This window comes from Micromonospora sp. NBC_00421, assembly GCF_036017915.1.
Classification (GTDB): Bacteria; Actinomycetota; Actinomycetes; order Mycobacteriales; family Micromonosporaceae; genus Micromonospora.
On the sequence record NZ_CP107929.1, the window covers coordinates 6,360,443 to 6,375,945 of the forward strand.

Sequence of the window (15,503 nt, forward strand, 5' to 3'; positions counted from 1 at the left end):
ACGGTTACGGATAGTCATATCGAGAGGAGGCGCGACCCTATCCCTTCGAGTCCTTTGCTCTGCTGCCATCAACGCGACAGTTACCGAAAGTGCGTGGTGCGTAGCGAGCAGCAGAGCAAAGGATGTGAGGGCGGAATGCTGAGGGTGGGCCGGGGGTGGAGATCGTGCTGTTCAGAGTGTTGGTTTCCTGGGGTGAGGGGGTGCGGTGGGGGTGGAGGTGGCCAGGGGTTCGACTGCGGAGGGTAACCGGGTTGACTTCGGATATCCGTTACTCAGTGTTGTCAGGGGGTCGGTGCGGATCTCGGTGGGCTCCGGCTCCGGGCCTGCTGCGGGTGGGGTCGGGCGGGTTACGGTGGACGGGTGCGTGACCCCAATGTGACCCGAGCCGCCGCTGGTCAACTCTCTCCCGAGCGCCGCGTCGCGGACCTGCGTCGGCTCCGGGCCGAACGGTTCGACGTGCTGGTCATCGGGGGTGGGGCGACCGGCGCGGGTGCCGCGCTGGACGCCGCCTCCCGGGGGCTCAAGGTCGCCCTGGTCGAGGCCCGCGACTTCGCGGCCGGGACTTCCAGCCGGTCCAGCAAACTGATCCACGGCGGTCTGCGTTACCTGGAGCAGTTGGAGTTCCACCTGGTCCACGAAGCGCTGACCGAGCGGGGCCTGCTCGCCACCCGGCTCGCCCCGCACCTGGTCCGGCCGGTCCCGTTCCTGATCCCGCTCCCCGCCGGCAAGGGGCTGCGCGACCTGCCGGCCCGGCTGTTCCGCCGCTCGTACTACGGCGCCGGGGTGGCCGCCTACGACGCCTTCGCCGGGCTCTTCGGCACCGGCCGGGGGATGCCGCTGCACCGGCACCTGAGCCGCGAGGGCGCCCGCCGGGTCTTCCCCAGTCTGCGCGCCGACGCGCTGGCCGGGGCCATCCGTTACTACGACGGCCAGGTCGACGACGCCCGGCTGGTGGTGACGTTGGCCCGCACCGCCGCCAGCCTGGGTGCCACCGTGGTGAGCAGTGCCCGCGCCGTCGGGTTGGTGCGGCAGGCCCGGGAGGTCACCGGGGTCCGGGTCCGCGACCTGGAGGCACCCGCCGACTCCCCGGACGCCGAGTTCGAGGTACGCGCCCGTACCGTCATCGGCGCCACCGGCGTGTGGAGCGACGACATGTCCCGGATGCTCAACGACGTCGGGCTGCGTCCCGGCATCCGGGTCCGGGCGTCCAAGGGGGTGCACCTGGTGGTGCCCCGCTCGGCGATCACCGGGGAGACCGGGCTGATCGTGCGTACCGCGACAAGCGTGCTCTTCGTCATCCCGTGGGGCGGGCACTGGATCATCGGGACCACCGACACCGACTGGCGGCTCGACCGGTCCCACCCGGCCGCCTCCGCCCGCGACATCAGGTACCTGCTCGACCAGGTGAACACGGTGCTGGACCGGCCGTTGTCCGGTGCGGACATCGAGGGCGTCTACGCCGGGCTGCGCCCGCTGCTGGCCGGCGAGGCCGACTCCACCTCCAAGCTCTCCCGGGAACACGCGGTCTTCGAACCGATGCTCGGGCTGCTGCTGGTGGCCGGCGGCAAGTACACGACCTACCGGGTGATGGCCGCCGACGTGGTCGACCGGGCCGCCCACCGGCTCGGTGGCGTACGACCCTCGCGTACCGCCGACCTGCCACTGCTCGGCGCCGACGGGTACGCCTCGATGTGGCGGGACCGGGCCGACCTGGCCCGCCGGCACGGGATGCCGGTCGGCGTGGTCGAGCACCTGCTGGAGCGGTACGGCACGCTCACCCTGGAACTGCTGGCGCTGATCGCCGCCGACCCACTGCTCGCCTCACCGCTGGCCGGTGCACCCGAGTACCTGGCCGCCGAGGTGACCTACGCCACCCGGGCCGAGGGGGCGCTGCACCTGGAGGACGTGCTGACCCGGCGTACCCGGATCTCCTTCGAGACGACCCACCGGGGCCTCGACTCGGCCGGGCACACGGCGGAGCTGATGGGCGCGGTGCTCGGCTGGGACGGGGCCATCCGGGAACGGGAGGTCGCGCACTACCGGGCGCGGGTCGAGGCGGAGCGGGAATCCCAGCTCATGCCGGACGACGCGACCGCCGACGCGGCCCGGCTGGGTGCGCCCGACGTCCGGGGTTTCGCCGCCGACCGGGGTGTCGACGGTGCCGAGGGCGGCCACGCCGAACTCCCGACCTCCTCCCGCTGACCGCTCCCGGGCCGTTCCCCCTGCCGGTGCCGGCCCGGTCGGCCGGTTCCGGACGACACCCGGGTGGGATAGGTTCCGGCGCGTGGTTCCCCCTCAGTGGTCGCGCGCGCTCGTCGTCCCCGCCGTTGCCGTCCTGACGGTCGCCCTGGCCGGCTGCGCGATCTTCGACCGGGACGGCGGATCCACAGCGGAGGGCGGGAGCGGAACGACATCCCCGGGGGCGACCGCCAACCGGGTCAGCCTGGTGCAGAAGCTCGGCGAGGACGGTCCACTGCGGTCGCTGACCGTCGAACCGGACGGCCGGTGGGAGTGCGACGACTGTGCCGGGGACGGGGTCACCTCGACCGGTTCCCTGGACCCCGAGCAGGTGCAACGCCTGCACAGGCTGCTCGCCGACCCACGGCTTGCCCAGGAGACCGACCAGGCGCGCCAGTACCGGGCGAGTTGCATCGACGCGCTGACGTCCAGCCTGCTCACCACGGCCGGGTTGATCACCTCGCAGGACTGCCCGGGTGAGGAACGACCGGCGGTGGCCGGCGAGATCCTGCTCCTGCTCACCCAGGCCACCCCCGCCGAACCCACCCGCTGAGCCGACCCCGCCGCGCCGCCCGGCGGGTCGGTTCAGAGCACCTTGCCCGGGTTGAGCAGCCCGGCCGGGTCGAGCGCGGCCTTGATCGCCTGGTGCACCCGCATGCCGACCGGGCCGACCTCCCGGGCCAGCCAGTCCCGCTTGAGCAGCCCGACGCCGTGCTCTCCGGTGCACGTGCCGCCCAGCTCCAGGCCGAGCCGGATGATCTCGTCGAAGGCCCGTCGGCCCCGCGCCAGACTGGCCGGGTCGGCCCGGTCCACCACGATGTTCGGGTGCAGGTTGCCGTCCCCGGCGTGGCCGACCACCCCGATCGGCACCTCGCACTCGGAGGCGATCCGGGCCACCCCGTCCAGCAGCGTGGCGAGCGCCCCCCGGGGCACCGCCACGTCGTCGATGATCAGGCCGCCGTTGCCGTCCGGGTAGGTGTCGGCGGCGAACTTCTCCATTGCCGGGTGGGCCAGCCGACGGGCCTGGAGCAGCGCCGCCGCCTCCACCGCGTCGGTCGCCGCGTACACCTCCTCGGCGCCGGCCGCCGTGCAGACCTCGGCGATCCGGGCCAGGTCGTCCGCCGCCCGGGGACCGGTGTCGGCGGCGGCGAGCAGCAGCGCCTGGGCGTCGGTCCGCAACCCCATCGGCCGGTACGCCTCGATCGCCCGCAGATGCGTCCGGTCGAGCAGTTCCAGCAGGCTCGGGGTGAGCCCCTGCGCGGCGATGCCGGCCACCGCCGTCCCGGCCTCGGCGGTCGAGGCGAAGACCGCCACCATGGTCAGCGACTCCTCGGGAACCGGCCGCAACGACACGGTCACCTCGGTGATCACGCCGAGGGTGCCCTCCGCGCCGACGAAGAGCCGGGTCAGGTCGTACCCGGCCACCCCCTTGGCGGTACGCCGGCCGGTGCGCAGCACCTCGCCGGAGGCGAGCACCACCTCCAGCCCGAGGACGTACTCGGTGGTCACCCCGTACTTGACGCAGCACATGCCGCCCGCGTTGGTGGAGACGTTGCCGCCGATGGTGGAGGACTCCCAGGAACCCGGGTCCGGCGGGTAGTAGAGCCCCTGGGCCCGGACCGCCCCGGCCAGCGTGGCGTTCACCACACCCGGCTGCACCACGGCGATCCGGGCCACCGGGTCGATCTCCCGGATCTCGGTCATCGCGACCGTGCTCAACACCACCGCGCCGTCCACCGCGTTCGCCGCGCCGGCCAGCCCGGTCCGCGCCCCCTGCGGCACCACGGGTACGCCGTACCGGGCCGCCGCCCGGACCACCGCGACCACCTCCGACGTGTCCCGGGGGCGGACGACCACCAGCGGCGTACCGGCGGCGCAGAGGTCCGCCTCGTCGCGTCGGTGCAGCCGGAGCAGATCCGGGTCGGTGAGCACGGCCCCGTCGCCGAGGGTCGCCCGCAGGTCGTCGAGGAGGGGGGAACCAGCCATGCGGCCGAGGCTAGCCGGCGGCTAGATTGGCCGCCATGCTCTACCTGGACCGCCCCGCCTGGCCGTGGCGCGGTCGGCTCTGGTCGCACCTGATCAGCGACGTTTCCCCGGCCGAACTGCACGCCTTCGCCGAGCTGCTCGGGGTGCCCCGGCGGGGCTTCGACCGGGACCACTACGACATCCCCGCCGACCGGTTCGCCCCGGCGGTCTGGCTCGGCGCCCGGGTGGTGACCAGCCGGGAGATCGTCCGTCTGCTGCACACCGCCGGCCTGCGCCGCCCCAAACACCTCGCCCGCCCCGAACCGCTCGTGGGCCCCGAACCGCTCGTCGGCCCCGAACGCCGCACCGGGGCTGGCGGCGGCGGATCAGCGCAGGGTGGCCAGCTCGCGGCGGAGGTTGGCGCGGGCGGGTGACTCCCACCGGTCGGCCAGCGAGGGCAGCCGGAACAGGGCGGGCAGGGCCAGCAGGCCGTCGAGGACCCTGGCCCGGCCGGTACGGAAGTCCGCCTCGGGCACGTGCGCGTACTCGGCACGGATCGCTGCGGCGTACCCGTCGTACACCTCGGGGGGTGTGGCCAGGATGGCCAGGTCGGCGTCGCAGAGCAGGGCGCCGTCGCGGTCGCCGGGGGCGACGGCGTGCCCGGCGGTGAGCAGCACCAGCCGACGGACCTCGGCGACCGGGGCGGCCGGCATCCCGAGGCCGGTGAGCAGGCTGCCGGCCAGTGCCGCGCTGGCCCGCTCGTTGGTGTTCCCGGTGGCGCGCGGATCGTAGACGGCGTCGTGCGTCCAGGCGGCGAGCGCCACCAGCTCCGGCCGGTCGGCGAGGTCGGCGTGCCGGTCGACCAGCTCCAGCACCGTCCGCAGGTGGTGTTCGGTGTGGTAGTGCCGGTGCGGTTCGCGCCAGCGGGCCAGCAACTCGGCCCCGACGGCGGTCGCCGCCGGGCCGTCGTCGGCCCCGGCGGCCCGTGCCGACACCAGCCAGCGGTCGATCAGCTCGGTCATCCGGACGATTCTGCCGTACCCGGACGGGATGAACCGGCACGGCGCGGGTAGTCCCCGCCATGGCCGTGGCCCGGGACCGACGACCGTCGCTGATGCGTCGCGCCGGGCTCGGCGGCGGCGGGAACGACGTCGACTCCGCGCGGATCGCCGAGGCGATGGCCTACCTGCGCCACCGGAGCCGGGCGACCCTGCACGACCGCCTGCACCAGGTGCGGATGGCGATGGGCCTGGCGGTGCAGGCGGGGCTGGCCGCCGCGCTGGCCTGGATCGTGTCGCACCACCTGCTGGGCAACCCGCAGCCGGTCTTCGCGCCGATCTCGGCGGTGGGCACCCTGGCCGCCTCGGTCGGCCAGCGGCTCCGCCGGACCGTGGAGCTGATCGTCGGGGTGGCGGTCGGGGTGTTCCTCGGCGACGTCCTGATCTACTTCCTCGGCACCGGCGGATGGCAGCTCGGGCTGGTGGTGACCGCGGCCATCCTGCTCACCACCTTCTTCGGGGCGAGCGTGGCGGTGGTGATCCAGGCGGCCGCCACCGCCGTGCTGATCGTCACCCTGAGCCCGTCCACGGCGGACCTGGAGCTGCCCCGGTTCGTCGACGCGTTCGTCGGGGGTGGCATCGCCCTGCTGGTCACCGCGATCCTCCTGCCGCTCAACCCGCTCCGCGTGATCAACCGGGCGGCCCGGCCGGCGCTGGACCTGCTCGCCGGCCAGCTCGACGTCTGCGCCCAGGCGCTGCGCGACCGGGACCGGGGCGCCGCCCAGCGGGCGCTGGACCGGCTCCGGGAGAACAAGGAGGAGCTGGCCACCTTCACCGAGGCGATCGAGGGGGCGAAGGAGACCAGCACGCTCTCCCCGGCCCGGTGGCACCGGCGCAGCGAACTGACCCACTACGCCGAGGCGGCCGAGCCGATCGACCGGGCGATGCGCAACAGCGGCACCCTGATCCGCCGGTCGGTCACCATGATCGAGGACGAGGAGGCGGTGCCGGAGCCGATGCCGGACGCGGTGGCCCACCTGGCCGAGGCGGTCCGTCTGCTGCGGCACGAGTTCGCCGTCGGGGAGGAGCCGGAGAAGGCCCGGGAGCGGTCACTGCGCGCGGTGAGCGAGGCGGGCCGGGCGTACGACCAGGGGGTCGGGTTCTCCGGCAGCGTGGTGATCGCCCAGGTGCGTACCACCGCCAGTGACCTGATGGTCGCCTCCGGCATCGCCCAGGAGGAGGCCAACCGGCTGGTCCGGCAGTCGTTCGGCGAAGAGGGCGTACCGGCCGGGGGATCGGCCGGGCAGAACTCCACCCCGAAACCCCCGACCGCGCCACCGCTCGGCTGACCTGCCGACACCTGTCAGCCCAGGGAGGCGTGCAGGGCGTCCCGGTCGGTGTCGGCAACCTCGACGAGGGTTGCCGGCCGGCAAGCCGGGGCTTGATGCTGGCGCTCGTGACCTACCCGGCAGCACAACGACTCCGGAGCGCCCGGCCCGGTGGGCCGGGGATGACTACGCTGATCCACATGGCCGACACCCCGCCCGGCGGGCCACCGCCGTCGCCCGCGCCCCCCGTACCGTCGCCGGAGGCCCCCGTACCGTCGCCGGAGGCCGCCGCGCCCCGGATGCCGCTGCGCCGCCTCGGCTGGCGGCGGGTCCTGGCGCTGGCCGGGGTGGTGCTGCTGATCGCGGCCTGCGCGGTCTACATGCTCTACACGCTCGGCGACAACCTGGGCCTGGACGCGCTGCTGGTCGGGGTGACCGCGGCGATCCTGCCGGTGCCGGTGCTGGTGGCCTGTTTCCTCTGGCTCGACCGGTACGAGCCCGAACCGCTGAAATACCTGATCTTCTGCTTCGCCTGGGGGGCGTTCGTCTCGACCGCCGCGTCGCTGACCGTCAACAACAGCTTCGCCGCCCTGTTCAAGGACTGGGGGGTGTCGTCGTCGCTGACCGGGGTGCTGGTGGCCCCGTTCATCGAGGAGCTGACCAAGGCGCTCGGCCCGATCCTGCTGCTGATCTTCCGTCGCCGCGAGTGGTCGGGGATCACCGACGGCCTGGTCTACTGCGGGCTCTCCGCGGTCGGGTTCGCCATGGTGGAGAACATCCTCTACCTGGGCGGCCTCGGGTACGCCTCCGGCGTCGACCAGTGGGGGCCGGCGACCGGCGTCCGCAATGTCATAGTCATCTTCATCTCGCGGATCCTCTTCTTCGGCTTCGCCCACCCGCTGTTCACCTCGATGACCGGGGTGGGGCTGGGCATCGCCGCCCGCACCGCCGACCGGCGGGTACGGGTGCTCGCCCCGGTCGCCGGCCTGCTGCTGGCGATGATGCTGCACGGCACCTGGAACCTGATCCCGACGCTGGTCCAGGCCACCGGCCAGGCGGTGATCTTCTTCTACGGCATGGTCGCGGTGATGGTGCCGATCTTCTTCGGCATGGTCGGCTTCGCGGTCTGGCTGCGCGCCTGGGAGGGGCGGCTCACCGAGCGGACCCTGCCGGACTACGTCCGGGCCGGCTGGCTGAGCCCGCCCGAGGTGGCCGCCCTGGGCAGCCTGGGCCGCCGGCACGCCGCCCGGACCTGGGCACGTCGGGTCGGTGGGGATGCCGGGCTGCGCGCGATGCGCGGTTACCAGTTCGCCGCCACCCGGCTGGCGTTGCTGCGTGACGGGATGCGGCGCGGCCTGGACCGCAAGCCGGCGGAGCGGGAGCGCACCCTGCGGGAGGAGCGGCAACTGCTGGAGACGATCGCGGCCTACCGGTCGTTCTTCGTCGGCCGGGACCCGCAGACCCCGGTGGGCGTCTGGGACGGACAGCGTTACCACCTGCGGTTCCCGGACGGGACACAGCGCGTCGTCGACGCCCCGGACTCCCCGGTGGTGCCGATTCCGGTGGTGCTCGCCACGCCACCGCCCCCGGCCCACCCGGCCGGCTACGGCCCACCCGGCTGGTACGGCCCCCGGCCGGCCGCCCCGTGGCCGCCCGGCCGGTACTGACCGCCGAACTCCTACCGAGACCGACCCGCCCCGAGCCCGAAGGCGGGCGGCTCTCGTCGGCGTGCGCCCGCCGCCTGCCCCACCAGGTATGGGCGCGGGGCGCGTGTCGGGATACATGAAGAGATTCCGCCTCTCCTGAATACCTCCTCGCTGTAGCAGAAAACCCCTTCACTGGACGAACCGGTCAAATACGCTACAAGTCGCCCGTAAACGGCTCTAGGTCGCAAACGGGCAGCTCTGGGTATCTGGGTGGCTCTCTGGAGGGGTTCATGAGTAACGGCCGACGACTGCGGCGAGGACTGAAGCGTGGCCGCGCCGCTTCAGGGCTGAGTTCTGCCCTAATGGTGGTCGGGATGACGGGTGGGCCCGCAGTCGCAGCGCAACCCCTGGAAACCGCGCCGTCTGCGCAGAGCGTGCGCACCGGCGCGTCCGGTCCGCTGGACCAGTACGGCGGGTGGCCGGCGTCCTGGTCGACGGTCCGCCAGGACGGTGGCGGACCTGACGATTCGTGGGACAGCTACCCGGACGAGCCATCGGACTGCGGCCCCCAGGGCTGGCAGGGCCCGTGGGGCGGGCACGACGGTGGCAAGGACCACTACCCGCATGGCCCCAAGAAGAAGGGCCCCCAGGGCCCCCAGGGTGCCCAAGGCGCGCAGGGCGATACGGGTGCCCAGGGCGCCCAAGGCGTGACTGGCGCTCAGGGCGCTCAGGGTACGACCGGGGCGCAGGGTGCCCAGGGCGTTCAGGGCCCTCAGGGAGCCCAAGGTGCGACCGGCGCGCAGGGTGTTCAGGGCACGCAGGGTGTTCAGGGCACGCAGGGTGTTCAGGGGTCGCAGGGCCAGACGGGCGCGCAGGGTTTGCAGGGCGCGCAGGGGGACACTGGTGCGCAGGGTGCCACCGGTGCCCAGGGGTCTCAGGGTGCCACCGGTGCTCAGGGGCCTCAGGGTGGTACTGGCGCCCAGGGCGCGCAGGGTTTCCAGGGTGCGCAGGGTGACATTGGTGCGCAGGGTGCTCAGGGTGTGCAAGGTGCGCAGGGTGCCACCGGTGCTCAGGGATCTCAGGGTGGGACCGGTGCGCAGGGCGCGCAGGGTTTCCAGGGTGCGCAGGGTGACATTGGTGCGCAGGGTGCTCAAGGTGCGCAGGGTGCCACCGGTGCTCAGGGATCTCAGGGATCTCAGGGATCTCAGGGATCTCAGGGATCTCAGGGATCTCAGGGTGACACTGGTGCGCAGGGTGCTCAAGGTGCGCAGGGTGCCACCGGTGCTCAGGGATCTCAGGGTGGGACCGGTGCGCAGGGCGCGCAGGGTTTCCAGGGTGCGCAGGGTGCTACCGGTGCGTCGGGTGTCCAGGGTCCTCAGGGTGCACAAGGTGCGCAGGGTGACGTAGGCGCGCAGGGCGCTCAAGGCACGCAGGGCGCTCAAGGCACGCAGGGTGCGACCGGTGCGCAGGGCGCACAGGGCTTCCAGGGTGCGCAGGGTGAGACCGGTGCTCAGGGCGTTCAGGGGCCTCAGGGCGTGCAAGGTGTCCCGGGTGAGACAGGTGCTCAGGGAGCGCAGGGTGCTCAAGGTGCCCAGGGCGACGCGGGTGCTCAGGGCGCGCAAGGTGCGCAGGGTCTGGCAGGCGTTCAGGGTGCTCAGGGTGACGCGGGTGCGCAGGGGGCGCAAGGTGTAGCCGGTGACACGGGTGCTCAGGGTGCGCAGGGTTTCCAGGGTGCGCAGGGCGACGCGGGTGCGCAGGGCACACAGGGCACACAGGGCACACAGGGGGCGCAGGGGGCGCAGGGTGCGGCAGGGGTTCAGGGTGCGCAGGGTTTCCAGGGTGCGCAGGGCGACGTCGGCGCGCAGGGCACTCAGGGCACTCAGGGCACTCAGGGCACTCAGGGCGCGCAGGGCGACATCGGTCCACAGGGCATCCAGGGTGCCCAGGGCGTCCAGGGTGCCCAGGGCGACGTGGGCCCACAGGGCCCACAGGGCCCACAGGGCCCACAGGGCACTCAGGGCGCGCAGGGCGGCGCGGGCGTGCAGGGCGCCCAGGGAACGGCGGGCAATGGAATCCAGGCGGCCTACATTCAGGGCCCGTTGACCGTCATCGCGGATACCCCCGTTGATTTCGGGTGCGTGCCCGGGGACATCGCTGTCGGAACCGGATACCAGCTCTCGGGTGCGGGCGTGAATCCGGTGCTGATCCAGCCGCTCTCGATCAGCGGCTACCAGTTCACCTTTACCGGCGGGGGTGCCGACATCTGGGTGTCCTGCATCTCGCCCGCCACGCCGTTGGCGTTTGCCCCTGCGGCCGACAGGTCGGATCGGGCAACGGCGAAAAACAGTGGCCGTACCAGCCGGCCGAACCGCCCCAGTACCGTCAAGGAGGAGAAATGAGCACGCGTCAGATACTCGGTTCACTTGCCTGTGGTGCGGTCCTGCTTGTCGGAGTCCCGGCATGCAGTGCTAAACCCGCCGACAAGCCGCAGGCCAGCAGTTCCGGCAGCAGCGACAGCACGAACGGCGGTTCCCACACCGGATCCACACCGGCGGATCTCCTGAAACTCGGTGTCGAGCAGGGCCAGGCCGGTGACTACGACGCGGCGAAGGCCAGCTTCGAGAAGGTGCTGGCCGACGAGGCCGACAACAAGTTCGCCTGGTTCAACCTGGGCTTCATCGCCCAGTCGCGCAACCAGGCCGACGAGGCGATCAGCAACTACGACAAGGCGTTGGCGGCCGACGGCGACTACAAGCCGGCCCTCTACAACAAGGCCATCGCCCTGGAAGGCAGGGAGCCGACGACGTCGATGGAGATCTACCGCAAGGTCGTGTCGATCGACAACAAGTCGTCGACCGCCTACCTCCGACTGGGCATGCTGCTGTCCAAGTCCGGTGACGAGGAGGCAGCGCGGGACGCCTTCAAGGCGGCCATCCGGCTGGACAAGGGGCTCACCTCTTCCGTTCCGGCGAAGTACCGGCCCGCCCCGACGGGCAGGTGACCGACCCGATGCACACACCGCGCGTAACGGTCTTCACCGGAAGCAACCGCACCCGTTTCATCGACGAGTGCTTCCGCTCGCTGGTGGCGCAGACCTTCACCGACTGGGAGTGGGTGGTCATTCTCAACCAGGGGTCCCGGTGGCGGCCCGAGACTCACGACGATCGCATCCGGCTCATCGTCCAGGACGACCTCAATGGTGTGGGTGCGGTGAAGGGGCACGCCTGCGCCGAGGCCGCCGGGGACATCCTGGTCGAGCTCGACGACGACGATCTGCTCAGCAGCGACTGCCTGCAGGAGATCGTCGACGCCTTCGACTCCCACCCGGAGGTGGGGTTCGTCTACAGCGACACCGCCCAGATCCAGGAGGACGGTGGTCGCTGTGAGGACCGTTTCGCGAGTTCGTTCGGCTGGCGGCACTACGACGAGAAGGTGGACGGCCGCGAGGTGCTGGTCTGCCGGGCCTTGCCGCCGACGCCGCACAACGTGAGCTACATCTGGTACGCGCCGAACCACGTGCGGGCCTTCCGCCGGGACATCTACGAGAAGGTCGGCGGATACGACGAGTCGCTCGACGTCGCGGACGACGCCGATCTCATGGCGCGGATCTACCAGGTGAGCGAGTTCCACCACATTCAGAAATGCCTGTACCTGCAGCGCATGCACGCCAAGAACACGCAGCGTATTCCGGAGCTCAATGCCCGCATCCAGCAGCGTACGGTGGAGATCTACGACCGGAACATCCAACACAACGCGTTGGCCTGGTCGCGGCGGCAGGGACTTGTGGCGCTCGACCTGGGTGCCGCCCACAACAAGCCGGAGGGCTATCTCGGTCTGGACTACCACGACGGGCCGGGCGTCGACCTGGTCTGCGACGTGACGAAGGGGGTCGATCTGCCGGACGGCAGTGTCGGGGTCATTCGGGCCGTGGACTTCCTGGAACACATTCCGGACAAGATCGCGCTTTTCAACGAGTTGTACCGACTGCTCGCTCCGAACGGGATGTTGTTGTCGCTGACCCCCAGCACCGACGGTCGAGGCGCCTACCAGGACCCCACGCATGTCGCGTTCTACAACGAGAACTCGTTCTGGTATTTCACCGACGCCAACTACTCTCGTTTCGTGCCGGAGATCCGGTGCCGGTTCCAGGCGTCACGGTTGGTCACGTACTTCCCCAGCGAGTGGCACCAGGCGCACAACATCCCGTACGTCTCGGCGAACCTCATCGCGATCAAGGACGACGCCCTGCGCAACGGCGGCCTGCTGAACATCTGACCCATCGGGTGGGGCGCAGCCGCGTCCCGCGCTGGCGGTCGGGTCGTGCCCGGCCGGGACCGGTCAGGTCATCAGGGTGGTGAGGAAGTCGCCGAGGCCCTGGGCCATCGCCATCAGGGCCGCCCCGATCCCCTTGAACAACTGCGCCGCCCCGTCCGGGCGGAACGCCATGAAGTAGATCAGGAAGGCGACGCTGCCCCAGAGCAGCACCTTCTTCACGAGAATCGGCATCGTCCCTCCCCAGGGCACCTGGACGTGCGTGGCTTCCCGCCGGGAAGCGGGACAAACCGGGAGGCCGGACAAACCGGGAGGCGGGGTGGGTCGGCGGGTACGCCTACAGGTAGAGGCCGGTGCTGCCGGTGGACTCGGTCTCCACCCGCTCGGCGGCGACGGCGTGCACGTCCCGCTCGCGCAGCAGCACGTACCCCCGGCCGTGCAGTTCGACCTCGGAGCGGTCGTCGGGGTCGAAGAGCACCCGGTCGCCGGCCACGACGGCGCGCACGTGCGGGCCGACTCCCACGGCGGTGGCCCAGGCCAGTCTCTTGCCGACGGCGGCGGTGGCCGGGATGACGATGCCTGCGGTGGAGCGGCGTTCGCCCTCGCTGCCGTCCACCTTCACCAACACCCGGTCGTGCAGCAGGCGGATCGGCAGGCCGGTGTCGAGGTTCGGGTCGACGGTCACGCCAAGACGCTACCGTGTGCTCCGGTGGCGTCCATCCGGTGGTGGAGCCGATGCGGCCCGGGCAGGTTGAGCCGCCGTGGTGCGGGGCAATGAGTGGCGGAACTGTCCTACGGTGGCGGGCGCACGGACGTACCCTGTCCGGGCCGTCGTCGTGGGCGGCCCGGTGTCGTTTCTCCAGGAGGTGCGCTTGAGCCGCTTCGAGCGGGTACGCGGGCGGCTCCGCCGCGCGTACGAGTCCGGACGGGAGTCGGTCCGCGCGGGGCGTGCCGATCCGGCTGACGCGCCTGAGGGAGTCGGAGTGGCCACCCCCGCGTCGCCCGGCCCGGAGGCGGCCCCGTCGGCGACGGTGGTCGGCACCGAGCCTCCGGCGGCCCTGCACCACTCCACCTCCAGCCGCGATGACGCCGACGTGCCGCACGCCCTGCGGATCGCCGCCGCCTGGTCGTGGCGGTTGATCGTGATCGGCGTCGTCACCTGGGCGCTGTTGAAGATCGTCGGGACGATCAGCATCGTGATCATCCCGCTGGCGGTGGCGCTGCTGCTCTCCGCGCTGCTCGCCCCGGCGGTGGGCTGGCTGCTGCGCGTCCGGTTCCCCCGCTCGCTGGCCACCGCCGTGGTGATGGTCGGCGGCCTGGTCGCGGTGTTCGGCACGCTGACCCTGGTGGTCAACGAGTTCATCCAGGGGGTGCCGGAGCTCAGCGAGAAGTCGTCGCAGGGCGTACGGCAGATCCAGGACTGGCTCAAGACCGGGCCGTTGCACCTGTCCGACAGCCAGCTCAACCGCTACATCGAAGAGGCGCAGGGCTGGATCAACGGCAACACCGAGAAGTTCACGAGCGGGGCGCTCGCCACCGCCACCACCCTGGCCGAGCTGCTCACCGGCGCGATCCTGGTGCTCTTCGCCACCTTCTTCTTCCTGCGTGACGGCAACCGGATCTGGCGGTTCCTGGTCCGCCTGCTGCCGGTCGCCGCCCGGTGGAAGGTCGACGACGCCGGCCGGGCGTCCTGGGCGACGCTCGGCGCCTACGTGCGGGCCACCGTGCTGGTGGCGTTCATCGACGCGGTGGGCATCGGCATCTTCCTGGTCGTCTTCGACGTCCCGTTCGCCTTCCCGCTGGCCGCGTTGGTCTTCCTCGGCGCGTTCATCCCGATCGTCGGCGCGTTCCTGTCCGGGGTGGTGGCGGTGCTGGTGGCGCTTGTCGACAGCGGACCGGTGACCGCCCTGATCATCCTGGGCGTGGTGATCGGTGTGCAGCAGGTCGAGGGGCACCTGCTGCAGCCGTTGATCATGGGTCGGGCGGTGGCCATCCACCCGCTCGCGGTGATCATCGGGATCGCCGCCGGGGTGGTGCTCGCCGGCATCACCGGGGCGCTGGTCGCGGTGCCGTTGATCGCGGTGCTCAACACCGCCGTACGCCGGCTCGCCGCCCGCAGCGTGCCGGACACCCCGCCGGACGCCGTGGTGGTCGCCTCCCGGGCCCCCTGACCGGACCGGCCACCGAACGCCGCAAGCCGCCCGTTCCGCTCGCGGGAGCGGGCGGCTTGCGCGTGGTCAGAGCTTGGCGAGGCGCTCCAGCGCACCCTGGGCCACCTCGGGCCGGGTGGTGTACCAGAACGGGGGCAGCGAGCGGCGCAGGAACGGGCCGTAGCCGCGCGCCGTCTCCAGCCGCGAGTCGAGGACCGCCACCACCCCCCGGTCGCCGGTGGCCCGGATCAGCCGGCCCACCCCCTGGGCCAGCCGGACTGCGGCGATCGGCACGCTGACCGCCGAGAAGCCGGAGCCGCCACCCGCGTCCACCGCCGCCGCGCGGGCCGCCGCCAGCGGCTCGTCGGGGCGGGGGAAGGGCAACCTGTCGATCACCACCAGCTGGCACGAGTCGCCCGGCACGTCCACCCCCTGCCAGAGCGACATCACCCCGAACAGGCAGCTCGACCGCTCCTCCCGGAACCGGCGCACCAGCAGCGGCAACGCCTCCTCGCCCTGGAGCAGCACCGGCAGGTCGGTGCGCGCCCGGAGCAGCTCCGCCGCCTGCTGCGCGGCCCGTCGCGAGGAGAACAACCCGAGGGTACGACCACCGAGCGCGCCGACCAGCCGCAGCAACTCCTCGCCGGCCGCCTCGGGCAACCCGGAGACGCTGGGCCGGGGCAGGTGCGCGGCGACGTACAGGATGCCCTGCCTGGCGTAGTCGAACGGTGAGCCGACGTCCAGCGACGACCAGCCCGGCCCCGAGGTGGCCGGTACGACGCCGGTGGCGGGCCGGCTGCCCGGTGTGGTCGCCACCCCGCCGTGGCCGGCGACGCCTGCGGTGGGCCGACCCCCGGCACCCGGCTCGGCGGGCGGGGCACCCGTGGGCGAACCACCCGGGACGGC

General features: G+C 72.1%; 14 protein-coding genes, 1 pseudogene and 1 riboswitch. Of the genes and pseudogenes, 9 read left to right on the plus strand and 6 right to left on the minus strand.

Annotated elements, in window-relative coordinates; all coding sequences use genetic code 11:
* Positions 1–375: 375 nt before the first annotated feature.
* Both OHQ87_RS27275 and OHQ87_RS27280 read left to right on the plus strand, forming a co-directional pair.
* On the plus strand, positions 376–2,202 hold the full coding sequence (locus OHQ87_RS27275) for a glycerol-3-phosphate dehydrogenase/oxidase (RefSeq protein ID WP_328349018.1): 1,827 nt from the start codon (positions 376–378) through the stop codon (positions 2,200–2,202).
* An 82-nt stretch (positions 2,203–2,284) separates the two neighbouring features.
* Positions 2,285–2,791 carry a hypothetical protein gene (locus tag OHQ87_RS27280; protein ID WP_328342482.1) on the plus strand — a complete coding sequence of 169 codons (507 nt, stop codon included), beginning with the start codon at positions 2,285–2,287 and terminating at the stop codon, positions 2,789–2,791.
* Between the two features lie 32 nt (positions 2,792–2,823).
* Here the strand turns inward: OHQ87_RS27280 and OHQ87_RS27285 are convergent, their stop codons facing one another.
* Entirely contained in the window at positions 2,824–4,224 is a 1,401-nt protein-coding gene (locus tag OHQ87_RS27285) for an FAD-binding oxidoreductase (RefSeq protein WP_328342484.1), read from the minus strand.
* Positions 4,225–4,259: 35 nt separating this feature from the next.
* Here OHQ87_RS27285 and OHQ87_RS27290 point away from each other — a divergent pair, with 35 nt between their 5' ends.
* Positions 4,260–4,637, plus strand: coding sequence for a DUF4031 domain-containing protein (locus OHQ87_RS27290; RefSeq protein WP_328342486.1), 378 nt, complete (start codon positions 4,260–4,262; stop codon positions 4,635–4,637).
* On the opposite strand, the gene OHQ87_RS27295 is transcribed toward OHQ87_RS27290, so the two are convergent.
* Positions 4,590–5,225 (minus strand): HD domain-containing protein, encoded by a 636-nt coding sequence (locus OHQ87_RS27295; RefSeq protein ID WP_328342488.1) that lies wholly within the window; start codon positions 5,223–5,225, stop codon positions 4,590–4,592. The genes OHQ87_RS27290 and OHQ87_RS27295 overlap by 48 nt on opposite strands.
* A gap of 92 nt (positions 5,226–5,317) precedes the next feature.
* Here OHQ87_RS27295 and OHQ87_RS27300 point away from each other — a divergent pair, with 92 nt between their 5' ends.
* Positions 5,318–6,550, plus strand: a complete 1,233-nt coding sequence (locus OHQ87_RS27300; RefSeq protein WP_328349019.1) for an FUSC family protein — start codon at positions 5,318–5,320, stop codon at positions 6,548–6,550.
* 2 nt (positions 6,551–6,552) lie between these two features.
* Positions 6,553–6,663, minus strand: a riboswitch (SAM riboswitch).
* A gap of 66 nt (positions 6,664–6,729) precedes the next feature.
* Positions 6,730–8,196 carry a PrsW family intramembrane metalloprotease gene (locus OHQ87_RS27305; RefSeq protein ID WP_328342489.1) on the plus strand — a complete coding sequence of 489 codons (1,467 nt, stop codon included), beginning with the start codon at positions 6,730–6,732 and terminating at the stop codon, positions 8,194–8,196.
* 338 nt (positions 8,197–8,534) lie between these two features.
* Here the strand turns inward: OHQ87_RS27305 and OHQ87_RS27310 are convergent, their stop codons facing one another.
* Positions 8,535–9,860, minus strand: a complete 1,326-nt coding sequence (locus tag OHQ87_RS27310) for a hypothetical protein (RefSeq protein ID WP_328342490.1) — start codon at positions 9,858–9,860, stop codon at positions 8,535–8,537.
* Positions 9,861–10,214: 354 nt separating this feature from the next.
* On the opposite strand from OHQ87_RS27310, the gene OHQ87_RS27315 reads away from it, so the two are divergent.
* From OHQ87_RS27315 to OHQ87_RS27325, 3 genes are read left to right on the plus strand one after another with little or no spacing between them, the layout of a single operon-like run.
* Positions 10,215–10,574 (plus strand): hypothetical protein, encoded by a 360-nt coding sequence (locus OHQ87_RS27315; RefSeq protein ID WP_328342492.1) that lies wholly within the window; start codon positions 10,215–10,217, stop codon positions 10,572–10,574.
* Entirely contained in the window at positions 10,571–11,176 is a 606-nt protein-coding gene (locus OHQ87_RS27320; protein WP_328342494.1) for a tetratricopeptide repeat protein, read from the plus strand. Before OHQ87_RS27315 ends, OHQ87_RS27320 begins: the two co-directional genes overlap by 4 nt.
* An 8-nt stretch (positions 11,177–11,184) precedes the next feature.
* The gene (locus tag OHQ87_RS27325; protein ID WP_328342496.1) at positions 11,185–12,450 is read left to right on the plus strand and encodes a glycosyltransferase; all 1,266 of its coding nucleotides are present in this window, start codon (positions 11,185–11,187) and stop codon (positions 12,448–12,450) included.
* 63 nt (positions 12,451–12,513) lie between these two features.
* Here the strand turns inward: OHQ87_RS27325 and OHQ87_RS27330 are convergent, their stop codons facing one another.
* Entirely contained in the window at positions 12,514–12,681 is a 168-nt protein-coding gene (locus OHQ87_RS27330; RefSeq protein WP_176738891.1) for a hypothetical protein, read from the minus strand.
* Between the two features lie 103 nt (positions 12,682–12,784).
* Entirely contained in the window at positions 12,785–13,132 is a 348-nt protein-coding gene (locus OHQ87_RS27335) for a GroES family chaperonin (protein ID WP_328342501.1), read from the minus strand.
* Positions 13,133–13,283: 151 nt separating this feature from the next.
* Between OHQ87_RS27335 and OHQ87_RS27340 the strand changes: the two genes are divergently transcribed.
* The gene (locus OHQ87_RS27340) at positions 13,284–14,618 is read left to right on the plus strand and encodes an AI-2E family transporter (protein ID WP_328349020.1); all 1,335 of its coding nucleotides are present in this window, start codon (positions 13,284–13,286) and stop codon (positions 14,616–14,618) included.
* Between the two features lie 66 nt (positions 14,619–14,684).
* Here OHQ87_RS27340 and OHQ87_RS27345 read toward each other — a convergent pair.
* Positions 14,685–15,371: pseudogene (locus tag OHQ87_RS27345) on the minus strand (ATP-dependent DNA helicase); the annotation flags it as partial.
* Positions 15,372–15,503: the final 132 nt, after the last annotated feature.

Excerpts from the sequence above, each read along its gene's own strand:
- OHQ87_RS27285 (WP_328342484.1), bottom strand. The coding sequence starts at position 4,224 with ATGGCTGGTTCCCCCCTCCTCGACGACCTGCGGGCGACCCTCGGCGAC.
- OHQ87_RS27290 (WP_328342486.1), top strand. The coding sequence starts at position 4,260 with ATGCTCTACCTGGACCGCCCCGCCTGGCCGTGGCGCGGTCGGCTCTGG.
- OHQ87_RS27295 (WP_328342488.1), bottom strand. The coding sequence starts at position 5,225 with ATGACCGAGCTGATCGACCGCTGGCTGGTGTCGGCACGGGCCGCCGGG.
- OHQ87_RS27300 (WP_328349019.1), top strand. The coding sequence starts at position 5,318 with ATGCGTCGCGCCGGGCTCGGCGGCGGCGGGAACGACGTCGACTCCGCG.
- OHQ87_RS27305 (WP_328342489.1), top strand. The coding sequence starts at position 6,730 with ATGGCCGACACCCCGCCCGGCGGGCCACCGCCGTCGCCCGCGCCCCCC.
- OHQ87_RS27320 (WP_328342494.1), top strand. The coding sequence starts at position 10,571 with ATGAGCACGCGTCAGATACTCGGTTCACTTGCCTGTGGTGCGGTCCTG.
- OHQ87_RS27325 (WP_328342496.1), top strand. The coding sequence starts at position 11,185 with ATGCACACACCGCGCGTAACGGTCTTCACCGGAAGCAACCGCACCCGT.
- OHQ87_RS27330 (WP_176738891.1), bottom strand. The coding sequence starts at position 12,681 with ATGCCGATTCTCGTGAAGAAGGTGCTGCTCTGGGGCAGCGTCGCCTTC.